This is a genomic window from Acinetobacter sp. BMW17, assembly GCF_001592855.1.
GTDB lineage: Bacteria > Pseudomonadota > Gammaproteobacteria > Pseudomonadales > Moraxellaceae > Acinetobacter > Acinetobacter johnsonii.
Map to the genome: position 1 here is coordinate 1 of NZ_LSOD01000045.1, position 24,782 is coordinate 24,782.

At 37.4% G+C, this 24,782-nt stretch carries 16 protein-coding genes and 1 pseudogene; 8 read left to right on the forward strand and 9 right to left on the reverse strand.

Annotation, left to right across the window (positions count from 1 at the left end; all coding sequences use genetic code 11):
* Window positions 1-109: 109 nt before the first annotated feature.
* The 4 genes and pseudogenes from AXW61_RS13910 to AXW61_RS17345 all read left to right on the forward strand — a co-directional run.
* Window positions 110-1,039, forward strand: a complete 930-nt coding sequence (locus tag AXW61_RS13910) for a ThiF family adenylyltransferase (RefSeq protein ID WP_240487474.1) — start codon at window positions 110-112, stop codon at window positions 1,037-1,039.
* Window positions 1,024-1,524, forward strand: a complete 501-nt coding sequence (locus AXW61_RS13915; RefSeq protein ID WP_035270585.1) for a Mov34/MPN/PAD-1 family protein — start codon at window positions 1,024-1,026, stop codon at window positions 1,522-1,524. Before AXW61_RS13910 ends, AXW61_RS13915 begins: the two co-directional genes overlap by 16 nt.
* Before the next feature lie 2 nt (window positions 1,525-1,526).
* On the forward strand, window positions 1,527-3,152 hold the full coding sequence (locus tag AXW61_RS13920; protein WP_035270587.1) for an SAVED domain-containing protein: 1,626 nt from the start codon (window positions 1,527-1,529) through the stop codon (window positions 3,150-3,152).
* A 187-nt stretch (window positions 3,153-3,339) separates the two neighbouring features.
* Window positions 3,340-3,576 (forward strand): annotated as a pseudogene (locus AXW61_RS17345) (IS982 family transposase); the annotation flags it as partial.
* A 506-nt stretch (window positions 3,577-4,082) separates the two neighbouring features.
* Here the strand turns inward: AXW61_RS17345 and AXW61_RS13925 are convergent.
* Together AXW61_RS13925 and AXW61_RS13930 are read right to left on the reverse strand one after the other, a co-directional pair.
* Window positions 4,083-6,689, reverse strand: a complete 2,607-nt coding sequence (locus tag AXW61_RS13925) for a DUF2357 domain-containing protein (RefSeq protein WP_240487475.1) — start codon at window positions 6,687-6,689, stop codon at window positions 4,083-4,085.
* 2 nt (window positions 6,690-6,691) lie between these two features.
* Window positions 6,692-8,875, reverse strand: a complete 2,184-nt coding sequence (locus tag AXW61_RS13930) for an AAA family ATPase (RefSeq protein WP_062034775.1) — start codon at window positions 8,873-8,875, stop codon at window positions 6,692-6,694.
* A gap of 637 nt (window positions 8,876-9,512) precedes the next feature.
* Here AXW61_RS13930 and AXW61_RS13935 point away from each other — a divergent pair.
* Window positions 9,513-9,749 (forward strand): VF530 family protein, encoded by a 237-nt coding sequence (locus AXW61_RS13935; RefSeq protein ID WP_003651786.1) that lies wholly within the window; start codon window positions 9,513-9,515, stop codon window positions 9,747-9,749.
* Window positions 9,750-10,059: 310 nt separating this feature from the next.
* Here the strand turns inward: AXW61_RS13935 and AXW61_RS13940 are convergent, their stop codons facing one another.
* Genes AXW61_RS13940 through AXW61_RS13965 form a run of 6 tightly spaced genes read right to left on the reverse strand, consistent with a single transcriptional unit; the run spans window position 10,060 to window position 16,883 of the window.
* A complete protein-coding gene (locus AXW61_RS13940) occupies window positions 10,060-11,118 on the reverse strand; it encodes a 2,3-butanediol dehydrogenase (RefSeq protein WP_062034776.1) in 1,059 nt (352 codons plus the stop codon).
* Window positions 11,119-11,139: 21 nt separating this feature from the next.
* On the reverse strand, window positions 11,140-11,925 hold the full coding sequence (locus AXW61_RS13945; protein WP_062034777.1) for an acetoin reductase: 786 nt from the start codon (window positions 11,923-11,925) through the stop codon (window positions 11,140-11,142).
* Window positions 11,926-11,936: 11 nt separating this feature from the next.
* Window positions 11,937-13,337, reverse strand: coding sequence for a dihydrolipoyl dehydrogenase (lpdA, locus tag AXW61_RS13950; RefSeq protein ID WP_062034778.1), 1,401 nt, complete (start codon window positions 13,335-13,337; stop codon window positions 11,937-11,939).
* Window positions 13,338-13,348: 11 nt separating this feature from the next.
* A complete protein-coding gene (locus AXW61_RS13955) occupies window positions 13,349-14,884 on the reverse strand; it encodes a 2-oxo acid dehydrogenase subunit E2 (RefSeq protein WP_062034779.1) in 1,536 nt (511 codons plus the stop codon).
* A 1-nt stretch (window position 14,885) separates the two neighbouring features.
* Entirely contained in the window at window positions 14,886-15,905 is a 1,020-nt protein-coding gene (locus AXW61_RS13960) for an alpha-ketoacid dehydrogenase subunit beta (RefSeq protein ID WP_004979604.1), read from the reverse strand.
* A 15-nt stretch (window positions 15,906-15,920) separates the two neighbouring features.
* Complete coding sequence (locus AXW61_RS13965; RefSeq protein WP_004979607.1) at window positions 15,921-16,883, reverse strand: thiamine pyrophosphate-dependent dehydrogenase E1 component subunit alpha; 963 nt, start codon at window positions 16,881-16,883, stop codon at window positions 15,921-15,923.
* 341 nt (window positions 16,884-17,224) lie between these two features.
* Between AXW61_RS13965 and lipA the strand changes: the two genes are divergently transcribed.
* Window positions 17,225-18,199, forward strand: coding sequence for a lipoyl synthase (gene lipA, locus AXW61_RS13970; RefSeq protein WP_062034780.1), 975 nt, complete (start codon window positions 17,225-17,227; stop codon window positions 18,197-18,199).
* A gap of 233 nt (window positions 18,200-18,432) precedes the next feature.
* Complete coding sequence (locus tag AXW61_RS13975; RefSeq protein WP_062034781.1) at window positions 18,433-19,524, forward strand: helix-turn-helix domain-containing protein; 1,092 nt, start codon at window positions 18,433-18,435, stop codon at window positions 19,522-19,524.
* Window positions 19,525-20,086: 562 nt separating this feature from the next.
* On the opposite strand, the gene AXW61_RS13980 is transcribed toward AXW61_RS13975, so the two are convergent.
* The gene (locus tag AXW61_RS13980) at window positions 20,087-21,025 is read right to left on the reverse strand and encodes a LysR family transcriptional regulator (protein ID WP_062034782.1); all 939 of its coding nucleotides are present in this window, start codon (window positions 21,023-21,025) and stop codon (window positions 20,087-20,089) included.
* A 203-nt stretch (window positions 21,026-21,228) separates the two neighbouring features.
* On the opposite strand from AXW61_RS13980, the gene AXW61_RS13985 reads away from it, so the two are divergent.
* Complete coding sequence (locus tag AXW61_RS13985) at window positions 21,229-24,708, forward strand: indolepyruvate ferredoxin oxidoreductase family protein (RefSeq protein WP_062034783.1); 3,480 nt, start codon at window positions 21,229-21,231, stop codon at window positions 24,706-24,708.
* The last annotated feature ends 74 nt before the right edge of the window (window positions 24,709-24,782 follow it).

Below are 24,782 nucleotides of genomic sequence, written 5' to 3' on the forward strand. Positions count from 1 at the left end.
GCCCCAGGTTGAAACTTAATACGAGATCAAAGGGGTCAATTTTACTTTGCCATTTGTAAGGTAAAAGGGGTCAATTTTAGAATGCCGTTGACACAATCATTATGCCCTAGTGGGAATTCCAAATGAACATGGATTTGCTTATGTGATTTTTTATTATGCCATTTGGTATTCTTTCAAAGAAAAAGTATCCTTCAAAGGCTTTAAAGTCTCTTTAACACAAAGAGCGTGGATAGATTATTTATTAAATAGAACGGGGCAAGAGAAAAAAACAAGACATATAGCGATTATCGGATGTGGGGCTTTAGGCTCAAAGATTGCAGAGATATTAGCTCAAACAGGCGTAAATAAATTTTCTTTCATAGATCCAGAGCTTTTAAAAACAGATAATATTTATCGTCATTCTTTAGGTTTGCAGTATGTTAATACCTATAAATCTACTTCTTTAGCTAATAAGTTTTTAATAGAAAGGCCCGGATTAACTATTTTTCCATTCGTAAGCCATGGTGAAAGCTGGATAAAATCAAAAATTACTGAAGATATTGATACTATCATCATAGCAATTGGCCATACTCCTACTGAGATTTCTCTCGTAAAAACTATTTATGAAATAAGTGCAAACATTCAAGTAATAATAGGCTGGTTAGAACCTTATGATTTAGGTGGACATTTTATTTCTTTCAATAATAAATATGTAGGATGTTTAAACTGCTTATATTTTGATGAAAAATCAAATAAAAGTCTTACCCCTATGTATAAATATGTACAATCTGGACAGCTAATTGCTAAAAATATTACAGGGTGTGCTGGTGCATTTACCCCCTTCTCTTCTTTAAATTGCATGAAGCTAGCAAGCTATATTTCTGAATATGTCCTGAATCAACAATTAGGATTTGTTTCTATTTCTGGCGACAATCAGAATGCAAATAAAAATGGAATAATTACTACCCCTTTTTATAATTCAGTAAATAATTCAAATGGAATTAATATATTGAATTTAAAAGAAATTTATAAAGAAGTATGCCCATGTTGCAATACATAACTCAATGGAGGATTAAATGTGACACACCTACAGGCCAAGTCTTTATTATTCAAGCAAATGTTTTAAAGAGTTTAAAGCAATTTATACAATTAGAATCAGATTCTCCAGAATCGGGTGGCATTCTAATTGGAAGAACAGACATAGAAACTAAAGCTAAAATCATTGAAAGCTTTACCTCTCCTATGGAAGGAGACTGTCAAACACGTATGTCTTTCTTTAGGTCAAAGTCCCACCAATATGCTTTAATACAAGCTTGGAACGAATCTAAAAAATTCTATAATTTTCAAGGCCTATGGCATACACATCCTGAAGATGTACCAACACCCTCTCCAACCGATTTAAGGGATATAGATACTGTTCTAAATGGCATTACCAATCTTAATGACCCAGTTTTATATTTAATAATCGGAAGAGTAAAAACTGGAATCTGGATTGGTAGAAAAAATTTTAAAATCAAACTGTTAGGTTATATTGAGTTAAATTGAAAATGCAACTAGACCCATCCCTAAGTTTACAGACTTCTTTATCAGCAATAGATGATTTATCAAATGCAAATAAATATATAGAAGAAATTTTAAAGCATATTTGTATAGATTCATTAGGTGTATTAGTTGATGAAGAACGTAAAAATATAATTTTTGTCTTATTGAAAAATAAAAGCCCTGAAAGTTTTTTCCGTATAATTCTCAATTATGATGATACTTTAACTTTTGTCCGAAGATTGCTTGCCAAAAAAATTTCCATTTATGCACGCTTTCTTCAAGGTCACATAATTGATGCCCACACTCTACATGATTTTGAAAAGTTAAAAGAAACATGGAATTTAACCTCCTCTCAAGAGAGCGAAGTTAAAGATGTAGATTTTGTTCCTAGAAAGATTCCTAAACAAAAACCAAACCCTGTAAACCAATTAGAATATTTCATAAAAAGAATTTTTGATTTTGAGCATCTTACAGGTAGGGGTAACGATTTATCTGAAAAAGATAAAAACCAGATTTATCTCTCAAGTCATGGCCGATGTATGTTTAAAGGATGTGGTGCAAAATTAAACATAGATGAAATAACTGGATTTGAAGGTACATATGGCGTTTTAGCTCATAATGTTGCAGCATCAGAAAATTCTACTCGCGGTATCCCCTTCTTCTCATATCAACTATCAGATGATCCAACGAATATTTTATTATTATGTGAAAAACATCATAGGTTAATTGATAAAGTTGCTGGCGCAGAATATACAGCTTCAAGACTCTCGCAAATGAGAAGTAATTTCATAGCACAATGCGAAGATTTATTAGATTCTTTAAGCTTTACTCCTATGCCAGTGTATTTATTTTTCTGGCCCGTGAATCGCAATATTCCTCAGTCTCCTTCACGACGTGATATTGCAAGCTGCCTTCTCCCATTAAAATCTATTTTGCATAAAGATAAGACACTAATTCATGAACCATTACCAGCTCATTTAAGAGCTTCAGCTGATGAGTTCTATAAAAAGTATTTTTTAGAAGAATTTGAAGTTCAAACAGAACAATTACTTAGGGAAACTAAATTTGATGATAAGAGAGTAGCTATTTTTGGCTTCGGCCCTATGCCATGCCTAATAGCATTAGGAAGTAAATTAGGAAATAAAGGGAAATTTATACCTATGCTTATGTATAGGGATGGAAGTTGTTGGATGTGGCCTGATCTTATATGTACAACCAAAGCGTATGAAATTAATAATTTCAGTGAAATAGAAGATTGTACTGAAATTACTATTAGATTGAATCTCACTGCTGATCCAGAAACCTCTAAAAATAAGGCTGTTGAATTAGGACATCCGGTAATTAATATTACTGCTAAACCAGAATATATGGGGAATGGAGCAATAAGAAATCCTGAACGAGGACTAAGTTTCATGCAAGATATTCATGCGTTATTTCATAGTCTAACAGATAAAGGAATTACCAAAATTCATGTCTTACCATGTGCATCCAATGCTGCTTGTATATGGTTTGGACAAGCATTTGATCTGCATCATCCTGAAATGGTTATTTATGATTACTTAAATAATTCAATGGTTCCAAGACTTCAAATTCGAAATAATGGAAGCAAGAATGAAATCGCTGTAATTTAAACAGTATATTTGATAGTACTTTCATACCATTAGATTTAAATATGACATTAGTAAATGGAGTTTAGCTCTAATGGGGCTTTGTTGCATAAATATCTAAGACTATGATTTTGTTTAATTTATTTTTGGATTAAAATTTAAACAAATCCTTAAAAATCAGTATCTTGAAGAATGTTTATACAACAAAGCCACTTATCATCGGAAGAATATGCAGGCTATTCAACTCTGTGCATCAGATGAATATCACCTAAGACAACGCAATAAAATAGAAACATTATTCAGCTTATTGAAGGGGCAATACAATTTAGTGACGAGTAAAGCACGTAGTCTTCATGGATTTCTGAGTGGAATTTACGCCTCACTATGTGCATATCAATTAACCCATCGAAATAAGCCAACAATTCAAATTAAGGAATCATCGGCTTAAGCAGGATTCGGGTTACTTAAATACTTGTTCTTATATTGCTCATATGGTTAGTGAGAATGAAATCAAGACAATTTATAAGAGCTTATTAGTACTACAATTATCAAAATGATTAAGTCCATCCCTAAAATTTATAGAACAACTATTTATTATCCTCACATCTAGCCCTGATCAATCGAAGAAATATCACGATTTAGTGCTGATACCCATTCGCTGGCTTTCTACAAAGTCTAATCGAACTATGTGAATTTTGAGGAAGCACTTCTACTCGTTATTTTGCAAAAATTGAAATTTTCCAATAGGTTCATGAACCTATTTTTCAATGAAAATTAAAATGTTTTATAAATTATTAAATTTTATAGATATATCTTGTGTTTTATTTATGAACTAGACTTTTGGTGAACATAAGTTAAATAAATAACACCTGTCATTTTATTCATTAATATTGATATAGAATAAGTTTGATCCTATATCGGGTCAAGTTTAATCAGAATATAATGCTGAAAATCTTACCATCCTCCCCATTCACCACATTCTGGACACTTCATATTAAATAGCTCTAATGCTCTTGCAGAGTGATAAGACCAATAAAGCCCATTCTTAATTAACCGACGATTATGTTTTTTACTTGAGCAATGATTATAAACTTGCATTTGTTCACAATCTACACATTGCATCCAAACTGATCGTGGTGTTCTTTTTCTCCAAGCACCATCTTTATCACGATAGCCTTCTGATTTTTGAATACTTACTATATGATTTGAACCACAACGAATACATATAGGTACAGCAAACGTTTTATCACTATTTGGATCAGTTTCACTATTTTCTAATTTATATTGAATAAACATTCCTAATAAGCGTTGTAGCTCATCGTTATAAAGATTTCGATCAATTGGATTTAAAAAAACAGCACCTTTATCGTATGAATCCATTTCACCTAAATAACTATATTTACCCCATTCTTGCGCAGTTACTCGTTGATCTATAAGATTGTCACATGGGTGAATTAGAAATACTGGATTCTGACCATCTTCACTATAGTTCTTTAATTCATATAATTCATTAATTTTAGACATCATACCGCCTTCTCTAATGAAGGTTTGCTTGTCATAAAACTTTGCATCCAATACAAATCTGTTAGATTTTTTATTGAGATTATGAAAGTCACGTTCTTCATACCAAACTAAATCGAGCATAAAATCTGGTTTTCGATTGTTCGGTAATTTTTTTTCATACCATATTGTTAGAGAACGCTTCGCTTGTTCATTTACTAAATATATCGCTATTCCTTCTCTATTTGTTTTTATTACATCAATAATTTTATATTTCCAATCATCTAGTGGGACAAATCGAAATACATCCTTAAGAACTAGAATAATTTGAATAAGAGTCCATCTTTCATAAAGTAATGGCATATTAATCAAACCAATTTCATCAATTTCTTCTAAGCTAATTAAAAGATTCTCATCTTGTAAATTCATAACATTACGAAGAACTTTATAATTATTATGCACTCCCTGATAATTTGGGTTTTGTACAAAAGTCATCGAATTAGGGAAATACGAGGAGGACTTAATTCCTAATATTTTCATTTGGTTAATTATAGATTTAAGTAATCGAAATTTGGGTTCGACCTTTTCAAAAACAAACGAACATAGCTCTTGATTTTGATTGTAAAAATTGATTCGGTTTCGTAAAGCAACTTTCTCTTTTTCTTGCTCTTCTAATTCATTTTTTGATAAAGGTTTTGACCAATCATTAGCAGCTAGGTTAATACCTATTTGCTTTTCCTCTTCATAAGACTTTAAAGCCTTATGTATCTCATGACAATCATATAGTTCTATTTTATGAATTTTAGATAATGTAAAGTTAATGGATTTGGGAGTTTCACGCCATAGAATATCTCCGTTTATTCTTACTTGCATTCCAAATTTAAAAATATTTATGAGATGTTTAAGCTCATTAGAGAATTTTAAAATTCCACTTTTATTATTAGGTTTTACCCAATTATTTCCATCCCATTTTAATACAAAAAAACCATCTATTTCGTTGGTATTCTGATCTTTAGTATATCCTTGAATTTCAAAGAAATGATCATAGTCGTAAGCTCTATCCTGTAAATCAAATTGACTATGTCTAATCTTTTCATCTATTTCTTGTTGCCAAAAATTTAACTGCGTTCTTTTTTTTATTTTTCTTAAATCTGAAACTACTAAATCCCGATCAACCTTTGTAAAGTTTTTGAGAGCATCATGTTGAGACTGTAATTTTTCAACCGTATGGTGGAAACGTTGCTTCTTATTATTAGCTAGTATCACAATTTGTTTAATGATCCGATAGCATCTTTCTAATGCAAAAAGAACATAGCGATTTTCAGAGACATTATAGGAAGGCTCTGTTGCACGACTCGTTAAAAACTTTTGATTAGACTTAGTTGATAACTCCATAAAAGTTCGATTGACAGGCTTCACTTCTTTTCGTGGTTTCAACGTCTGAATTTCACGAAGTTCTACTTTAGGATTTCTTAAAACTTTTTGAGCATGATCAACAAGATGTGAAATACAGTCTATAGCATCTTCGCCAATCCCTATGGTTTGACCACCTTTGGCTTTTGCCTGTACTGCACTACTCTCATCTAAAATGAGTTCCCAAAGGTCATCTTTGAATGTTCTTAAATATTGATCTAACTGCTCTACTGTAAAGTCAGATCCGTTAATTGCTATTTCACAAAGTTTTCCTTGTAAGATAAAACGAACAGTTCCAACTATATTAGGGGCGATACTAGCCCATTGTTTGTGTTCTTTTATCCAGTGATCTTTGACGATCCACCAAGTTAAGTTTGTTTCAGGATCAATAATAGATGTAAGATGATTTTTTTCTCCATTTGGCATTTCAATATATGGAGTATCTGACTTTTGATTAATAAAGTGAATACCTAAGAGACCTTTTTTCACGCCCTCAACTTTTGGATAAATAGTTGTTTCAGCCCGAAATAGGTCATGCTCTTCATCATATTCGATATCTAAAGATATTAAAGACTCTGTGACTTTAGTAAGTGTTTTTTGGTCATACCAATTAAGTTCTAAATATTTAATTTCAAAAAATGGATTCATCATTATGACCAGAAATTAACAATTCCATCATTTGCTTTCGCATCTTTTACAACATTTTCGAGAGCGTTAATTGCTGAAAATATGTCGCCGTACTGTTCATAGTTTGGTAATAGTTGCTTGATTCGCTCTACGAATACACGTTCTATAAGTTCAAGCTTTGTCTGCTCGTTAACATGTTTATTCCCATCAAAAGTTAGTTTTGGCAAAACTTTATGTAATAAAAAGTTATTAATTGCTAACTCATCATCAGTATTTACATCTTTAAATAAATTAAGATAGTTCAATCCCTGACGAATTGTTCTCATCCCAAACTCAACACCTAACTTATGAAAAAATTCTTTATTAAGTTCAATAAAAAGCTTACAGAAAGGATTATCACGATCGAATTTAGGATAATTTGCACGATATCCTAAAGCATCAATATCAAAAAGAAGAGGTTTAGAAACATCATCAAATGCATATTCTGCAACTTCTTCTAGAATTTCATCCCAATTAGATAATAGAGGTGATTCAAACCGCATAATATGCGCTCTGTCTAAAATTTTTGGAGATAGATAATGTGTGGTTTCATCAATATTTATTGCACCAATAATATGTACATTTGCTGGCATTTTTATGCTTGATGGCATTGTCATTACAGCAGAAAGCATGCGACGGATTTCGCTGTGATATTTTATGAGTGAATCTTTATCACTAAACCCAAACGCTAATCTTAGTTGCCCATTCAGTTGTTCATCTTTTAATAATTCAATGAAATTTACGACACCATCTTGGCTGTATTTATCTTTAGTTGATTGAATAATATCAACAACCGCTTTCAACTCTGATAGTACGTGTGATGATTCATCCTCTGCATAAAGAGAAATTTCAGGATCCTCATCACGTGTTTCAAGCAGTGATAAAAAATCAGCAAAATAGTATTCAACACGCGCAAGATTCATTTCGTCTAAGCAAATGAAATATGGAATTTCTGGATTTTGTTGTGCCTCTATTAATGCCTCTAAAAACGGTGTCGCTAAATATTTTTTTTCAAGAGGATTGTAATAACCAAGTAGGTCTTCAGAACTTGTCCAGTTTGGCTTCACTGGAACAATAATAGATTTTCCACCCACTGCCTTTGCAAAAGATTTAACTAAATTAGTTTTACCTGATCCCGAGTCTCCAGCCAAAATAATAAGGTCTTTTGTTCTAAGAAGAGTTAGGTAGTTTTCAATGATATGGCGAGGATACAAAATATCTTTTCCCACCAAATACGCTTGAATGTAAGACACAGCTTTTTGATAATCTCCATTTAGTATTTCACTAAATGAAACTCCATCAATATGCTGCGACTGAGATTTAGACTCAAGTAAAAAGAGGTCTAGATCATCTTCGTCAACAAACTCAAACGTCTTAAGAAAAAGTGCTTTGTCTGCCACATAACTTTTTAGTCGTTGAATTTTATTGTTCATCTCATCCTCGATCTGTTCGAATCTTTTAGTTAGCATCTGTATTTCTTGATGCTTAACGTCCTTATCTTGAGTTAATTTTTCGGTAATTTCCTCAAGGTCTTTTTGTCTAGCATTTAATGTATCGACAAGTCTTTTGACGACTTCACTTTTTTCTTCAGTTTTCTCTAAAACTTTTTCTTGTTGAATTAGTTTTTTCTCTAATTCAATTTCTCTTTGTCTAATCTCATCATGCATATCTCCTATTGCTTTTTCATAATAGAAATCATAAATTGATTTAGAAATAAATTGGTTGCGCTCTGAATTCAAACTTGGGTTAATCAAAATATCCTGAGGCATTTCTTTAGGGAGAGAATGCAGACTTTCACCTGTTCCTCTTTTAACACTCAACCTAAAAGGATTTTTATGCCTTATTCTTTCAGATTCTGGGGAAAGCTCTACCTCAAAACGAACGAACCGACTCTTACTTTTTGAGCCTAAACGCAAAGCATCTTGCGAAGACACAAAAATCCTACAGACGCTTCGCTCAAGTCCCCTTAATGGGTAATAAAGCCGTTCACCTGTTTTGGTTGAATAAGGATAATCAATAAATCCGTGTTTTGACTCCCCTAAAGCTGGCAACTCCCCACAAACTTCAAATTTTCCATCATCAATACCCCAAAATTTAGCCAATATAGCTAAAAGCTCTTGATCAGAAGAATCTTTCAGCTCATCCTCTGTATAAATTATTTCATTCATAAATTAAAAAAATCTACTTGTAGAGTTAAGATGAAAATCTAATTATTAGATTGGTCAATCAGTGAATCGGATAATTTTATTTTACTATATAAATTAGCTGTTTATATCATATTTATTCAAATTTTATTCTTAAATTAGACACCTGACGTATAAAAATCACTAAGAAGGAACAAAATTATTTAAATTTTCGTGGTAAGTTCATGAACTGATAAAATAGTGAATATAAAATCAACTATTATAACTATCTAATTTTATGATTAATTTTTATATTTAAAATTATGAAGTCAATTTTAGGTGAACATAAGTTAAATAAATAACACCTGCTAATTTGTTCATTATTTCTGATATAGATTAAATCAGGTTTTATTATCTGTCAAATTAGTAATGCACTTTTATGTTTGCTTCAGTTAAATAGGTTTTCTTTAAGGTCTTATTCTATAAAAAGAAAGGTCTACATTTTAAGACACCAAATCAAATGGCAGAAGATTTTTACAAGTCGGCTGCCTAGAATCTCACAAGTGAATGTCTCCTGCTATTTCAGCACACATCAATGTTAATTATGTTTAAATTTCAACCCTCCCATTTTTCAACTAGCTCAGGTTATAATAATGGCCTCCAAAAATATGGTTTATTTATTATGAATGCCTCCAATGACCCTCTACACGGCAAAAAACTTGCTGACATTTTGGATGAGTTATTGGATTACTATGGTGGCTTTGAAGGCTTAAGTCGTAAAATTGAAATTAGATGTTTTTGTATAGATCCAAGTGTTAAGTCATCATTACGGTTTTTACGTACCACACCATGGGCACGTGAAAAAGTTGAAAGCTTATATTTGTATGTCTTACGTCAAAAAGCCAAACAAAAATCGTAGCTATCAAAACTCAGCATAATATTTTATACCAAACAGTAAACTAAAATTATTGAATAGCCAATGATTTTGTAGACACCTTTTAATTAGTGGTGGACTGCCATCACTCTCCTGGCAAAATTTAGTCTATATCCCTATGGTTTATTTAAAAACTTATTTTCTATCTTTACTAGGCTGTATGATCAAAATCATACTGGCACTCAACACTGTAAATTTGAGAATGAATCTGTACGTACAGACTCATTCCCTATCGATAAAGATATTAGAAATAGCTACATAGAGTTTATTTCTAGCTTATTCAAATTAGGCTTTACTATGGATGAACAATAATTTTTACAGCAGACTCATTATTATGAATCAGCGTTTCAAAGCCTTTAGAAACAAGATCATCTAATGCAATACGTTGGGTAATAAAAGGTTCTAGATTAATCTTACCTTGCTCGACTAAACGGATGGTTTCCTGATGGTCATTGACATAAGCAATCGTTCCACGAATATCTAGCTCTTTCATGACCACACTATGTACATTAATTGTGGCAGGATGGCTCCAAATCGAAACGATAACGACTACACCAGTTGGTTTCATTGCTGCAACGAGTGTATCCATGACTTTATTGACACTACTACATTCAAAAGCGACATCTACACCGCGGTCTTCTGTAATTTTCATTACCTCAGCAACTACATCAACCTTAGATGGGTCTAGTACATAATCAGCAACACCCGCTTCTATCGCTTTTTCTTTACGTTTTGCACTCAGTTCAGTAATGATGACCGTGAGACCTTTAGCCTTTAAAATAGCAGATAAAAGTAAGCCTATTGGGCCTGCTCCACCAACCAGTGCGATATCGCCAGCTTTTGCGCCGCTTCTTACATAGGCATGATGACCGACAGATAAAGGTTCTATCAATGCTGCTTGGTCTAAAGGAATATCATTTGAAATAGGATGTACCCAACGCCGCTGAACTGCAATTTTTTCAGAAAGACCACCACCGCGTCCGCCTAAACCAATAAAGTTCATATTTTTTGATAAATGATACTTATCATTGGGGCCAGTCGGGACATCATCCGCAATAATGTAGGGTTCAACTACGACATGTTGCCCAATTTGGATATCATCTACACCCTCTCCAACTGCATAAACCACGCCTGAAAATTCATGTCCCATTGTTATAGGTGCAGATTCTCCCGAAATTGGGTGTGGGTGACCACAAGGTGGAATAAAAATAGGACCTTCCATGAATTCATGTAAATCTGTACCGCAAATACCACACCACGCAACTTGAATTCCAACTGTGCCTGGAAGTACTTTCGGTTCAGGGATATCTTCAATTCGAATATCCCCTCGGTCATAAAAACGAGCTGCTTTCATTTTGTATTCCTTATATTGATGTTAACGGTAAACCATTCCACCATCTGTCAAAATAGACTGACCTGTAATGTAGTTTGCATCCTCACTGGCTAAAAATGCAACTAATGCAGCCACGTCATCTGGTGTTTCAGAACGTCCTAAAGCAATACTATCTACATATTTTTTATACGTTTGACCAATTTGTGCACCTGTAATTTCAGAGAACCGCTGATCTATTTCGACCCACATGTCTGTACCCACAACACCCGGACAATAACTATTTACAGTAATTTTAGCACTGGCATATTCTTTAGCCGCAGCTTGCGTCAATGCACGAACTGCAAATTTAGTTGCCGAATAAACACCGAGCAAAGCAAAACCTTCATGACCTGCTATTGAGCATGCATTAATAATTTTTCCAGCCTGTTGGCGTTGTTTAAATTTATTTGCTGCGGCTTGAATCCCCCAAAGTACACCACCGACATTGATGTTCATAATTTGGGTAAATTCACTCGGCGTTACTTCTGCCAAAGCTTTGACTTGTGCAATACCTGCATTATTAATCATGATATCAAAACCATTAAGTGTCGATTCTGCATGATTAATAGCGTCACTGATTTGTATTGGATCTGAAATATCCGCAATAAATGTGGTGGCTTTTACGCCAAAGGCTTCAACCTCTTGTTGAACAGTATTTAACTTTTCTTGGTGAAGATCGACCAATCCAATATGAACACCTTCTTGTGCTAAACGTAAGGCAATACCACGTCCAATGCCTTGTGCCGCACCCGTAATTAAAGCAACTTTGTTGTTTAAACCTCTAGGCATGTTGCGACTCCTTAAATATGGATTGCACGTTGCATCGCCGACAAGACCGACTCATGCATCGCCTCAGACAAAGTAGGATGAGGGAAAATGACCTGCGCTAAGCTTTCATCTGTAGCTTCTAGGTATTTCGCGATGGCAAAACCTTGAATGTGTTCGGTGACTTCATGTCCAACCATGTGAGCACCCAACAATTCACCCGTTTCCTGACTAAAAATGGTTTTAATAAATCCTGCGCTATCGCCCAAAGCCAATGCTTTACCATTCGCTTGCAAAGGAAACTTACCCACATTGATATTCAAGCCCGAAGCTTTCGCTTTCTGTTCTGTCAAACCAATACTGGCCACTTGCGGATGGGTAAAAATACAGCCCGGAATTTGTGTACGATCTAAAGCATGTACATGATCTAAACCTGCAATTTTCTCCACACAAAGAATAGCCTCGTGACTGGCCTTGTGTGCCAAACACGGTGCGCCTGCAACATCGCCAATTGCATATACGCCCACAATATTAGTTTTGCACCATGAGTCGACTTTAATAAAACCATTCTCTAATTCGACACCTAAAGCTTCTAGGCCAAGATTTTCAGCATTTGGTTTCACGCCAATAGCTGAAAGCACCTTTTCAACAGTAATGATTTGTACACCTGTGGCAGTTTCAATATGACAATGTACTTGAGCCTGATCAGTTTCTATTTTTTTTACAGTCGCTTCGGTTAAAACCTGGATACCCTGATGTTCAAATTGCTTTTGTACATACTTCGCAACTTCAATGTCTTCGCTAGGAAGAATCTGCTTTGCAATATCAACCAAGATGACTTGGCAGCCTAAGTCTTGGTATAGGCTTGCAAACTCACTGCCTATAGCACCCGAACCAATGACCAGTAAAGATTTTGGTAATTGTTCTGGAACTAAAGCCTCTTTATAACTCCAGACCTGACGACCATCTACAGGAATATGAGGCAAATTGGCTGCACGTGCACCTGTTGCGACAATAATATGTGGTGCAGAAATCTGCTGTTTTTGACCATTCGTATCTGTAAGCTCTAATTGCTCTTTGGCAATAAACTGGGCTGCTGCGTTAAAAACAGTGATTTGATTTTTTTTCAATAATTGACCGATACCTTGCACGAGTTGCTCAGAAACCTGTCTGCTATGATGGACCAGTTTTTGAATGTCAAAATCAATCGCGTTAAGCGTAAAACCAAACTGTTCTGCATGTTTGAACTGCTGCGCAAGCGCAGCCCCGCTCAATAATGCCTTGGTTGGAATGCATCCCCAATTAAGACACACTCCGCCTAAGTGTTGTTTTTCAACGATTGCAGTTTTTAATCCCAGTTGCGCTGCGCGAATCGCAGCGACATACCCTCCAGGACCAGCACCAATAACCACAAGATCAAATTGTGTATCTGACATGGCTGTTCCTCCTACACCAAAATTAATGCAGGATTTTCGACAAACTGCTTAAATGCCGAAAGGAATTGAGCACCCAACGCACCATCAATCACACGATGATCACAAGACAATGTTGCTGTCACCATTTGACGAACAACAATCTCATCATTTTCGACAACAGCACGTTTCTCTGCTGCACCTAAGGCCAAAATCGCACCTTGAGGTGGGTTAATAATGGCATCAAACTGCTGAATACCGAGCATTCCCAAATTGGAAATACTGAAACTGCCGCCTTGAAACTCATCAGGTGCTAATTTTCCAGTTTTGGCACGTGTCGCCAAATCACGCATATCATTGGAAATTTGCGCCAAAGATTTACGGTTCGCTGCTTTGATAATTGGCGTGATCAGTCCGTTTTCGATGGCCACAGCAACCGAAATATCAGCCTGTTCAAATTGTAAAATCTGCTGATTTTCTTCATCAAACTGAACATTGACCTGTGGAACTTTGATTAGTGCGGCGGCAGCAGCTTTAATCAGCATATCGTTAATGGACAGTTTGACTTGCGGTACGGTACTGTTAATTTGCTGACGCAAAGCCTGAACTGACTCAACATTTAAGTCTATTGTTAAGCGAAAATGTGGTGCATTGCGTTTTGCCACTTGTAGCCGTGCAGCAATTGCTTTACGCATACCATTCATAGCCACGGTGGTGAATTTTGCCGACGCTGTTGGATGCGCATGCTCAGCATGTTGAGCTTGTACAGGGTTTTCACGTTGATATACAGCTTCAACATCCTCCTTACAGACTCGTCCACGTGAACCAGATGCACGACAATCATGCAAATTAATGCCCCATTGTCTTGCCAAACGGCGGGCAACAGGTGTCGCTAGAACATCACTATCATCTGCTTTAGATTTCACGGCTTTGGTACTGGCTTGATGACGCACATCTGGCCAAGAACCACCAGCAGCTTGAACTGCGGTCTGAATATCTTGAACACTAATACGACCTTCACGTCCAGAACCCGTAATCTGAGACAAGTTTACATTATGCTTTTCAGCCAATTTCAAGGCATGTGGCGTTGCAAAAATATCATCGCTTTGTTGGTAGCCTTGTAACGCAGCAGGAATAGAATATCCGCCCTGAGTCACCGCTTTTGATCCATTACCAACACTGTTCTGTTTAGGAACAGCTTGCACTTTGGTTTCAACTTGAGCTACAGCTACTTTTTCAGGAACCGCTGCTACCGCTTTATTTTCTGTTACAGCAGGTGTTCCACCTAAGGACTGTGCAAATGCTTCAACTTCTGTATCTGAAACTTGAGCGTCTGCACAAATTGCAATAACTCCACCTACAACCAGAGTGTCACCATCTTTAGCAATAATTTTGCGTAGCAAGCCATCAAAAGGTGCTTCAAGAACATTGACGATTTTTGTGGTTTCAATTTCACAAATTTCCTGTCCTTTACTAAATTGCGTACCTTCCTCAATCAGCCATTGGGCAATCGTACCCTCTTCCATGGACAAACCCCATTTTGGGATTTCTAAAGTTTTAATTTCGCTCATCCTAAGCCTCCAACGTCTTACGTACAGCCTGTTCGATGCGTTCTACACTGGGTAGCCATTCTTTTTCTAATACTGGTGAAAATGGTACGGGTGAATGTGGTGGAGTGACTAACTCGATTGGTGCTTTAAGATAATGAAAGCCTTTCTGTGCAATGAGTGCAGCCACATCATGTCCGAAACCGCAACGCGCCGCAGATTCATCTACAATCACTACGCGACCTGTTGACGCCACTGATTCTAAAATGCCATCTTCGTCTAATGGAGAAATGGTTCGAGGGTCAACCACTTCAACCGAAATGCCTTCTTTTGCGAGCTTATCCGCAACTTCATTGGCACGATGCACCATCAAGCTTAAGGCAATAATGGTAATATCAGTGCCTTCACGGGTGTAATTTGCGACACCAAAAGGAATAGTGTAGGCTTCATCTGGCACTTCGCCCTTAATGTCATACAACAATTTGTGCTCACAAAATACTACTGGGTCATCATCTCGAATGGCTTGAATCAACAACCCTTTCACATCATAGGCACTTGAAGGCACCACCACTTTTAAACCAGGCACTGAGGCAAACACGTTATATGGCGACTGAGAATGCTGCGCTGCTGCGGAAAAACCTGCACCGATCATGCCTCGTACAACGAGTGGCGCTTTGGCTTTGCCACCAAACATATAGCGGAATTTAGCCGCTTGGTTATACAGCATGTCATAACACACGCCGTAAAAATCCATGAACATTAAATCTGCCACAGGTCTTAAACCCGTTGCAGCAGCACCTGCCGCCATACCAATAATCGCCGATTCTGTAATCGGGGTGTCAATGACTCGCTCAGAACCAAATTCAGTCCATAAGCCTTTGGTTACACCAAGTACACCGCCAAAACCTTCCAGTTTATTGTCATCGGTATTTTTGCCACCATGCCCACCACGAACATCTTCACCGACCACAATGACACTCGGATCTCGGCGCATTTCTAATTCAATTGCTTCTTTAATCGCGTTTCGATAACTTTTATTTGGCATTTTTCTACTATTCCTTTAGTAAGAGACGTAAACATCAGTAAGTAACTGAGAGACTTCTGGGTACTTAGCTGCGCGTGCTTTTGCAACGGCATCGTCTACATTGGCTTTAGACTGGGCATCAATCGCATCCAGTTTGGCTTCGTCAATTTTATCCTTGACTTTTTCACGGAATATTTTCAATGGGTCTTTATGTTCTTTGACATAATCCAGTTCTTCTTTGGAACGAATAAGCCCCGGATCACCTTCAAAATGTCCATAAAAACGGTTGGTTACCGTTTCAATCACACTCGGACCTTCACCACAGCGGGCACGTTCAATGGCTTTTTGTGCAACTTCATACACAGCAAAAAAGTCTGTTCCATCTACTTTTTCAGCAGGTAAGCCAAAACCTGCCGCTCGACCTGCAATGTCTTTACTGCCTACGGCATAGTCATGTGCAGTACCTTCACCAAAACCGTTATTTTCAAAAACAAAAATGACAGGGAGCTTTAACACGACAGCCATATTAATGGCTTCAAAAGTTAAGCCCTGATTTGACCCGCCATCACCGGTAAATGATAGACCAATCCCACCATTTTTCAGTGTTTTAGCACTTAAAGCTGCCCCAATAGCCAAAGGTGGACCACCACCCACAATACCGTTTGCACCGAGCATGCCTTTATCTAAGTCCGCAATGTGCATTGAGCCGCCTTTACCACGACACAAACCATCATCTTTGCCAAAAATTTCTAACATCATGGCGTGAATGTCACAGCCCTTAGCAATACAATGTCCATGACCACGATGCGTTGATGTAATGAAGTCCTTGTCTGTTAAATTTTCACAGATCCCTACGGCAATAGCTTCCTCACCGCTATATAAATGGATGAAACCGGGAATATCACCTGTATTATTTTCATCGTGAAGTCGATCCTCAAATTCACGAATGTCGCGCATTCTTTTGTATGCTGCTAGCAATTGCTCTTCCGTTAATTGCATATCTTTGTTCCTTATTAACTACGCTTAAAAGAAAATCCAAAAATTAATGGTTGGATTTTTAAACCGTATATTTATATAAATATATTTTTATTTAATTTCATATTAGACTAAAAAAATATAATGCGTTAAGAGATGGGAAAAATATTAAAAACAGAAGGTTATGAACTTAAAAATTTTTTAAAATTTTACAATGGTTCAATCACATATGAAAACAAACCTTTAACCAACCTTTATTTTATATGATAAGTTTTTTGCACTGTTTTAATATTATTAAAGCACCTAAAAGAGCTTATTTAATATCGGGATCTATATTAATTATTTTAAACGATGGAGTGTTTGTAATGGATTTAAATAACACAGTATTAACTGGAAAAAAGCTACGTGGCGCTGAAAAAATGGCGCGTATTCCAATTAAAGTTGTTCCAACAGAAACGACACCGAAAAAGCCAGAATGGATTCGGACTAAAATTAGTCAACCTGAGGAAGTTCAAATCATTAAGGATTTATTACGACAACAGAAACTACATACGGTTTGTGAAGAAGCGGCCTGCCCCAATTTGCCACAATGCTTTAGCGGAGGGACTGCAACGTTTATGATCATGGGAGATATTTGTACTCGCCGCTGTCCATTCTGTGATGTCGCACATGGTCGTCCTAATATCCTAGATCCTAATGAGCCAAAGCATCTGGCTGAAACAGTCAAGAATCTAAACTTAAAGTATGTCGTGATTACTTCTGTTGATCGAGACGACTTAAAAGATGGTGGCGCACAGCATTTTGCAGATTGCATTCGAGAAATTCGTCAAACCAGTCCAGAAACTCTGATAGAAATTTTGGTTCCTGATTTTCGTGGTCGTGCAGATATTGCCCTGAAGATTCTGAGCCAAAACCCACCCGATGTTTTTAATCATAATATTGAAACCGTTCCACGTCTGTATAAAGCCATGCGACCAGGCGCTGACTATAAGCACTCATTGGATTTACTCAAAAAATTTAAACACTACTGTTCTGAAATTCCAACGAAATGTGGTTTGATGGTCGGTTTAGGAGAAGTCGAGGCTGAGGTTATTGTGTTATTAAATGATTTGAAAGATTATCAAGTGGACTATGTCACAATCGGTCAATACTTACAGCCATCTAAATCTCATGCGCCAATTCATCGTTTTGTTACGTTGCAAGAGTTTAAGCATTATCAAACACATGGAGAGCGCTTAGCGTTTAAAAATATTTGGAGTGCGCCATTAGTACGATCAAGTTATTTTGCAGACCGTCAGTATCATGGTAAAGCTGTGCCTAGCCCTTACATGAGCGAATGAATTTTCATCCTATTTACGTTTATTAACATTTCAGATGGAAATAGCCATTTTCAGCTCATAAGAACACTTTTAAAGTAACTCAAGGACTGGTAAAGCCAAAAGATATGATTTAACCAAGCAAAGATAAAAGCATTTAAAATTGAAGCAAGAAGAAATGACGTAAATGACTATAAATTTGGAAACTCATTTCTAAAATTTAAAAATATTACAGTCTGATCATAAAGGAATATGATATGAACCTGTTCAATACCGCATCTGCAAAAAATCTGCAAACAACCCATTTAATTAATCAACATACTGTTCATGCCGCTCCTGTTTTAGCCTTACCTCCAGAAGATAAAACTTCTTTATTTCGCCGCTCTATCCAACATAATTATGCCGACTTACTCAAAATAGCTGATGATTCAGATATGGCGATTGGTCTCACAGATCATCAAGGTACTCTCTTATGGACATGGAGTAGTTCTGTAATGCTTTCTTCTGCCGAACAGGTGCATTTTATTGAGGGTGGGCATTGGTCTACACAGGCTGTTGGGACCAATGCGATAGGTATGACTTTAAACAGCCAAATATCAAGTTGTGTCTATTCTCATGAAAACCAAATGGACAGTGTTCGAGATTGGGTTTGTTATGCCGCGCCGATCTGGGATCCAGCATCAGGTCAATTTCATGGCATTATTAACCTTTCCACAAAATATAAAAAACATACGCCTTTAGGGCTGCTTGCAGTTGAACGCTGTGCAGATTTAATACAACGCGCCATAAAACTTGAACAGCAAAATTTTTTATACATTAAGGCACTAGGCTCGCCTTGGGTTCAATTTAATGGGCATACATTGAACTTGACTCACCGTCAAATTGAAATACTATGCATTTTAGCTTTGTATCCCCATGGCATTTGTTTAGAAGAGTTACACTATGCCCTTTATGGTGAGCGTAATGTCAGCCTAAAAACCCTAAAGGCTGAGCTTTCACAACTTCGTAGCTTATTACCCCATTCAATTGAGGCTCGCATTTATAGGCTTAGCTGTGAAGTTCAATGTGATTTTTTACGTGCTGAACAATCATTAAATGCAAATCTTATATCCAGTACATTCTCGCTATATAAAGGTAGCTTTTTATCTAAATCAGAAAGCCCATTACTCAGCACATGGAGACATTGTTTTGATGCCCGTTTAAGCCAGTTGATCTATCAAATAAAGGATATCGATCAATTATTACGAATTATTGGGCAAACACATGATCGAATTGATGCAATACAACGCTTATTAGAACTCTTACCACAAGATAGCGCCCACCGTAATTATTTTTCAAACCTAATTTAAATATTATTTTTGGCTTCAACTCTAAAGTTTTATTGTGTAGAAGATTGAAAAGGAAGTATGACTTTCATACTTCCTTTAATAAAATTTAAAATTGAGAACTAACTACAGTGAAGTCTAGTAATTCACTTACCTAGCTTTGACACCCAGTTTGTCGCTGGATGGTGTACCCATGCCATTACTACAGCTTTAATAGTTAAAGCCACCAAATCTTCTAAGTCTAAGTTATGTAAGTGTGACTTACCATAAGCGCACGTCTATGCCGTGATGGTGACGATAAATATTTAAGAATGCTGACAAGCTTCATCCACCGTTGGTGATATAGAGGATCGGCATCCCCTTTCTTAAAGGGGTTTCAATGAGGTGTGAATAGCCCCCACTCTCCTAGACAAATTTAGTCTATTCTTAAGACCTTTTTAGTAGGAAAATATGTATTCATAGCTAGGTTCATGAACCAAATATTTTACATGAATCTTTACCGGCATCTTATCTATGGACTGTAGTTCGTGGTAAATCTACTTTATATTTAATGTTTTGCTTAAAGATTTGAATCGCGAATTTAGAATTATAAAAAATAGTCTGTATCACTCTGAATTTTAGGTGAAATATGCTGCTCAACCCAGGTTAACCATGCCCTTGTTTTCGCATCAATAAAATGACGCGATGGCAGTAAGGTATAAACACCTATATCCGGTGATCTCCAATCTGCTAAAACACGGCGCAATCGCCCAGTACGTATAGCCTCAATCACAGCAAAAGTTGGAAGTAATGCGATACCCATATCTTGTTGCACCATGTCTAATAATAGTTCTGGTGTGTCTGCAATCAACTGCCCTGTAATATCGATTTGATACGAACAACTATTTTCACTGACTAGATGCCATTGCGGTGTAATAGATGGATTCACCAATCTTAAACATGCATGTTTTTGTAGGTCATCTAATGATTTTGGTTCGCCATATTTTTCTAAATAGGCTGGCGATGCGCAGAGTAATGAAAATATTGTTCCAATTCGGCGAGCAACAAATCTTGAGTCGGCCAAAGATTCAGTGAGATATAAACTGACATCAATTCCTTTGGCTAAAAGGTCTGGTACATTCTGCGAAGTACGGTATTCAACCGTAAGCTCTGGATAGGTTTGACAGAACTCGGCCAGCATCGGAGACACATAATGATGACCAAAACTAGCCATACTCAAAACACGTAACCTGCCCTGCGGTTTGCTTGCCATTCCCATGGCTTGAGCTTCTGCTTCTTCCACCATTGCAAGCACTTGACGGCATTGCTCTGCATAAGCTGCACCAATATCGGTCAATGCATGCTGTCTGGTCGATCGTTGTAGTAATTTTGTACCTAAACGCCCTTCTAACTCGCTTATGAGTCGAGACACTTGCGCTGTTGTCAGTTCCATCTGCTCTGCAGCAGCCGTAAAGCTTCCACTATCAATGACTTTTAGGAAAGCATGCATTGCATGGAGTAATCCACCATCAAGATTTTTGCGCATAACGTAAATATGTTTTTCTTAATTACGCATTGTTGCACCAGTCTGGATCACCCACAATGACATTAATGTACATACATTGAACAGTTTCATTGTCTTAAGTTGAACTGATTAATCTTTTTCCGAGTATGTCATTTACTCCAAATATTCAACGGGATGTTGAGAAAAGAAAGTAGTTCGATCTACAAAATTCAAAGGAGATATAAATGAATATAGCGACAAAATTTACTCCAAATAAAATTCCAACCAAGGATGTATCACTTGAAGATAAATATCTCAGTGATGACGGTACTGCTTATATGACAGGTATTCAGGCCATGGTGCGTTTACCACTCGCACAAACACGGCGGGATACTATAAACGGTTATCATACTGCTGGTTTTATTTCAGGTTATCGTGGTTCCCCTGTCGGAAATTATGATAATTTTCTCTGGCAAGTTGAAGGCATACTCAAGGACCATCATGTTGTTTTTCAACCTGGCGTAAATGAAGATCTCGCTGCTACTGCAATTTGGGGTACCCAACAAGCCAATCTCGCAGGTCAAGGTAAATATGATGGCGTGACCGCATGGTGGTATGGCAAAGGCCCGGGGGTAGATCGTTCTGGAGATGTTCTCCGTCATGCCAATCTTGCAGGAACAGCAGAACGAGGTGGTGTGGTTGCCTTCTTTGGCGATGATCATTCTTGTAAATCTTCGAGTATCCCTCACCAATCAGAACACGTGATGATCGGTTGTGGCATTCCAATTTTTTACCCGACTTCAATACAGCAAATTCTTGATTTAGGTGCTCATGCGGTTACCATGTCACGCTTTGCGGGTGTATGGACATCAATGAAGTTGGTCAGTGAAATCGTCGAAACCTCTGCTTCTGTTCATGTGGATTTAGATCGAGTTACTCCTGTTTTACCCCAAAATATTCAAATGCCTGAAGATGGTGTCAATATACGTTGGCCTGATCACGGCATTCAACAAGAAGAACGTCTTTATAAATATCGCTTACCCGCTGTATTGGCTTATGCACGTGAAAATCAACTAAATCAGGTGACATGGCATTGTCCTGATGCGCGTATTGGCATTGCAGCAAGTGGTAAAGGTTATTTAGATACGATTGAAGCGTTACGTATTCTCGGAATTGAAGGTGAAACGGCCCAACAGCTCGGATTGAGAGTGTATCAAGTTGCTTTAATTTGGCCTTTAGAACCGCAAGGTCTGCGTGAATTTGCCGAAGGTTTAGAAGAACTGATTGTTGTAGAAGAAAAACGCCCTATTCTTGAAGCACAAATTAAAGATGAACTCTATGTGCTTCCAGATGGCAAACGCCCGCGTATCATCGGTAAAGCGAGTGATGGAAAAGGTGAATGGAGTACATCGATTGATGAAGCGCCTTTGATTGGTCATTATGAGTTCCAACCTGAACCGATTGCAAAAATGTTGGCTGCTCGATTCTTAAAATTAGATCTTCCAGAAAGCTTAAAAACGCAAATTCAAAATAGACTTGAGCTGTTACAAAAAGCAGAGCACGAGTCACGGCGTGTTTTAGATATTGCAGAACGTAAACCTTTCTTTTGTAGCGGCTGCCCTCACAACTCATCAACTAAGTTACCCGAAGGCAGTCGTGCACTGGGCGGGATCGGTTGTCATTATATTGCCGTGTTACAAGATCATGATACAGAAACGTTCACGCAAATGGGTGGCGAAGGCGTAAGTTGGGCGGGTGCTTCTCATTTCACCAATGAAAAGCATATTTTTGCCAATCTAGGAGATGGAACCTATTTCCATTCAGGCTATCTGGCTATCCGCCAAGCAATCGCTGCAAAACTCAATATGACCTACAAAATTCTCTATAACGACGCAGTCGCAATGACGGGAGGACAGCATGTCGATGGTCATCTCAGCGTGGCACAATTAACACGACAGCTTGATGCTGAAGGTATCACAAAACAAGTCATCGTCACGGATGAACCTGAGCTGATTCATGCCGAAGAAGGTATTGCTGCTCATGTCGAGATTTACCACAGAAATGAGCTAGATGATGTACAACGCAAATTACGTGAAATTTCTGGGGTTACGGCGTTAATTTATGTTCAAACCTGTGCCAGTGAAAAACGTCGTCGTCGTAAACGCAATGCTTATCCTGATGTTGCTGAACGCGTTTTTATCAATAGTGAGATTTGTGAAGGTTGCGGTGACTGTTCTAAACAATCGAACTGTTTATCAATTGAACCTGTTGAAACAGCGTTAGGAACCAAACGTCAAATTAATCAAAGCAGTTGTAACAAAGACTTTTCTTGTGTCGAAGGTTTCTGTCCAAGTTTTGTCACAGTCCATACTCGTGATATGAAACGCCCAGAAGTATTTAAAAGTATAGAAGCTGGCTGGCCAGAAAAGCCAATCCTTCCTGAACTTGATCAAAAGCCCATCCGTATATTGGTCGGCGGTGTTGGTGGTACAGGTGTAGTTACAGCGGGTGCTTTATTGGGAATGGCTGCTCATTTGGAAGGTAAAGCTACACGTATCATGGATATGGCTGGATTGGCTCAAAAAGGGGGTGCGGTTTATTCCTACATACAACTCGCGACAGAGGATGAGCAAATCTCCGCAACCAAAATCCCTGCGGGTCAATGTGATGTTTTAATTGGTGCAGATGCGATTGTTGCAGGCAGTAATGCGGCACTTTCTCGTCTAAAATCTGATGCTGTTATCATCGTCAATGAAGATGGTTCCCCTACTTCTGATTTTCTTCAATCTCGTGATTGGTATGCGCCAATTACAGATTTGATTCACCGACTTCGTGGTCGAACGACTCAAGGAAAACTCACATCTTTACCTGTAACACGTATTGCCACACAGGTTTTAGGTGATGCAATCTTTGCAAATCAAATCTTACTTGGCATGGCTTGGCAAGCAGGTCAGATTCCGTTGAAACGAGAAAGTATTGAGAAAGCCATCCATTTGAATGGTACGGCTACTGAAAAAAACCTTGAAGCTTTCCGCATCGGTTGCCATCTGATGAGTGATCCTGACTTAGCCAAACGCATTATTGCAACCATACCTACAATGCGTAAACCAACCACGTTAGCTGAACTCGTTGACGATCGTTCTGCGCGTCTGGTCGAGTATTGGAATCAAGATTATGCAACTCAATATCGAACACTTGTCGAACAAGCTGCCAAAGTATTACCCGAAGAACTCGCTGGAACCATTGCGACACAGCTCTATCGAGTCATGGCGTATAAAGATGAATATGAAGTTGCACGTTTACTCAGAGGAAAAAGCTTTAAACAATCGATTGAAACCCAGTTTGGTCAAGGTTTACGTTTAACCTATCACTTAGCACCACCAGCTTTGGGTGCTCATGGTGTCATACGCAAACGTGCTTTTAGATATTGGATGCGTATTCCGATGATGATTCTTGCTCGCCTACAGTGGCTTAGAGAGACTTTCCTTGATCCATTTGCTTTACAGCAAGAACGTCAAAAAGAACATGCTTGGCGTGATCGTTATATCGCATTTGTTAAAGCCATTAGTGCTGCACCTGAAAGTTATGACTTATCAGTTGCTGAAAAAATCGCACAATTACCAGCAGATGTACGAGGTTTTGGTCATGTCAAAATGCAAGCGATGGATGCAGCGATACAACGTTGGGATGAGCTTTCATTGAGTCTTCGTAAAGAACATGAATAAAGGAAAGAGCTTTATATAAATAAGTAGCTGATACAGGATCTTAGGTTGTATCAGCTACTTATCATTTGGCGATG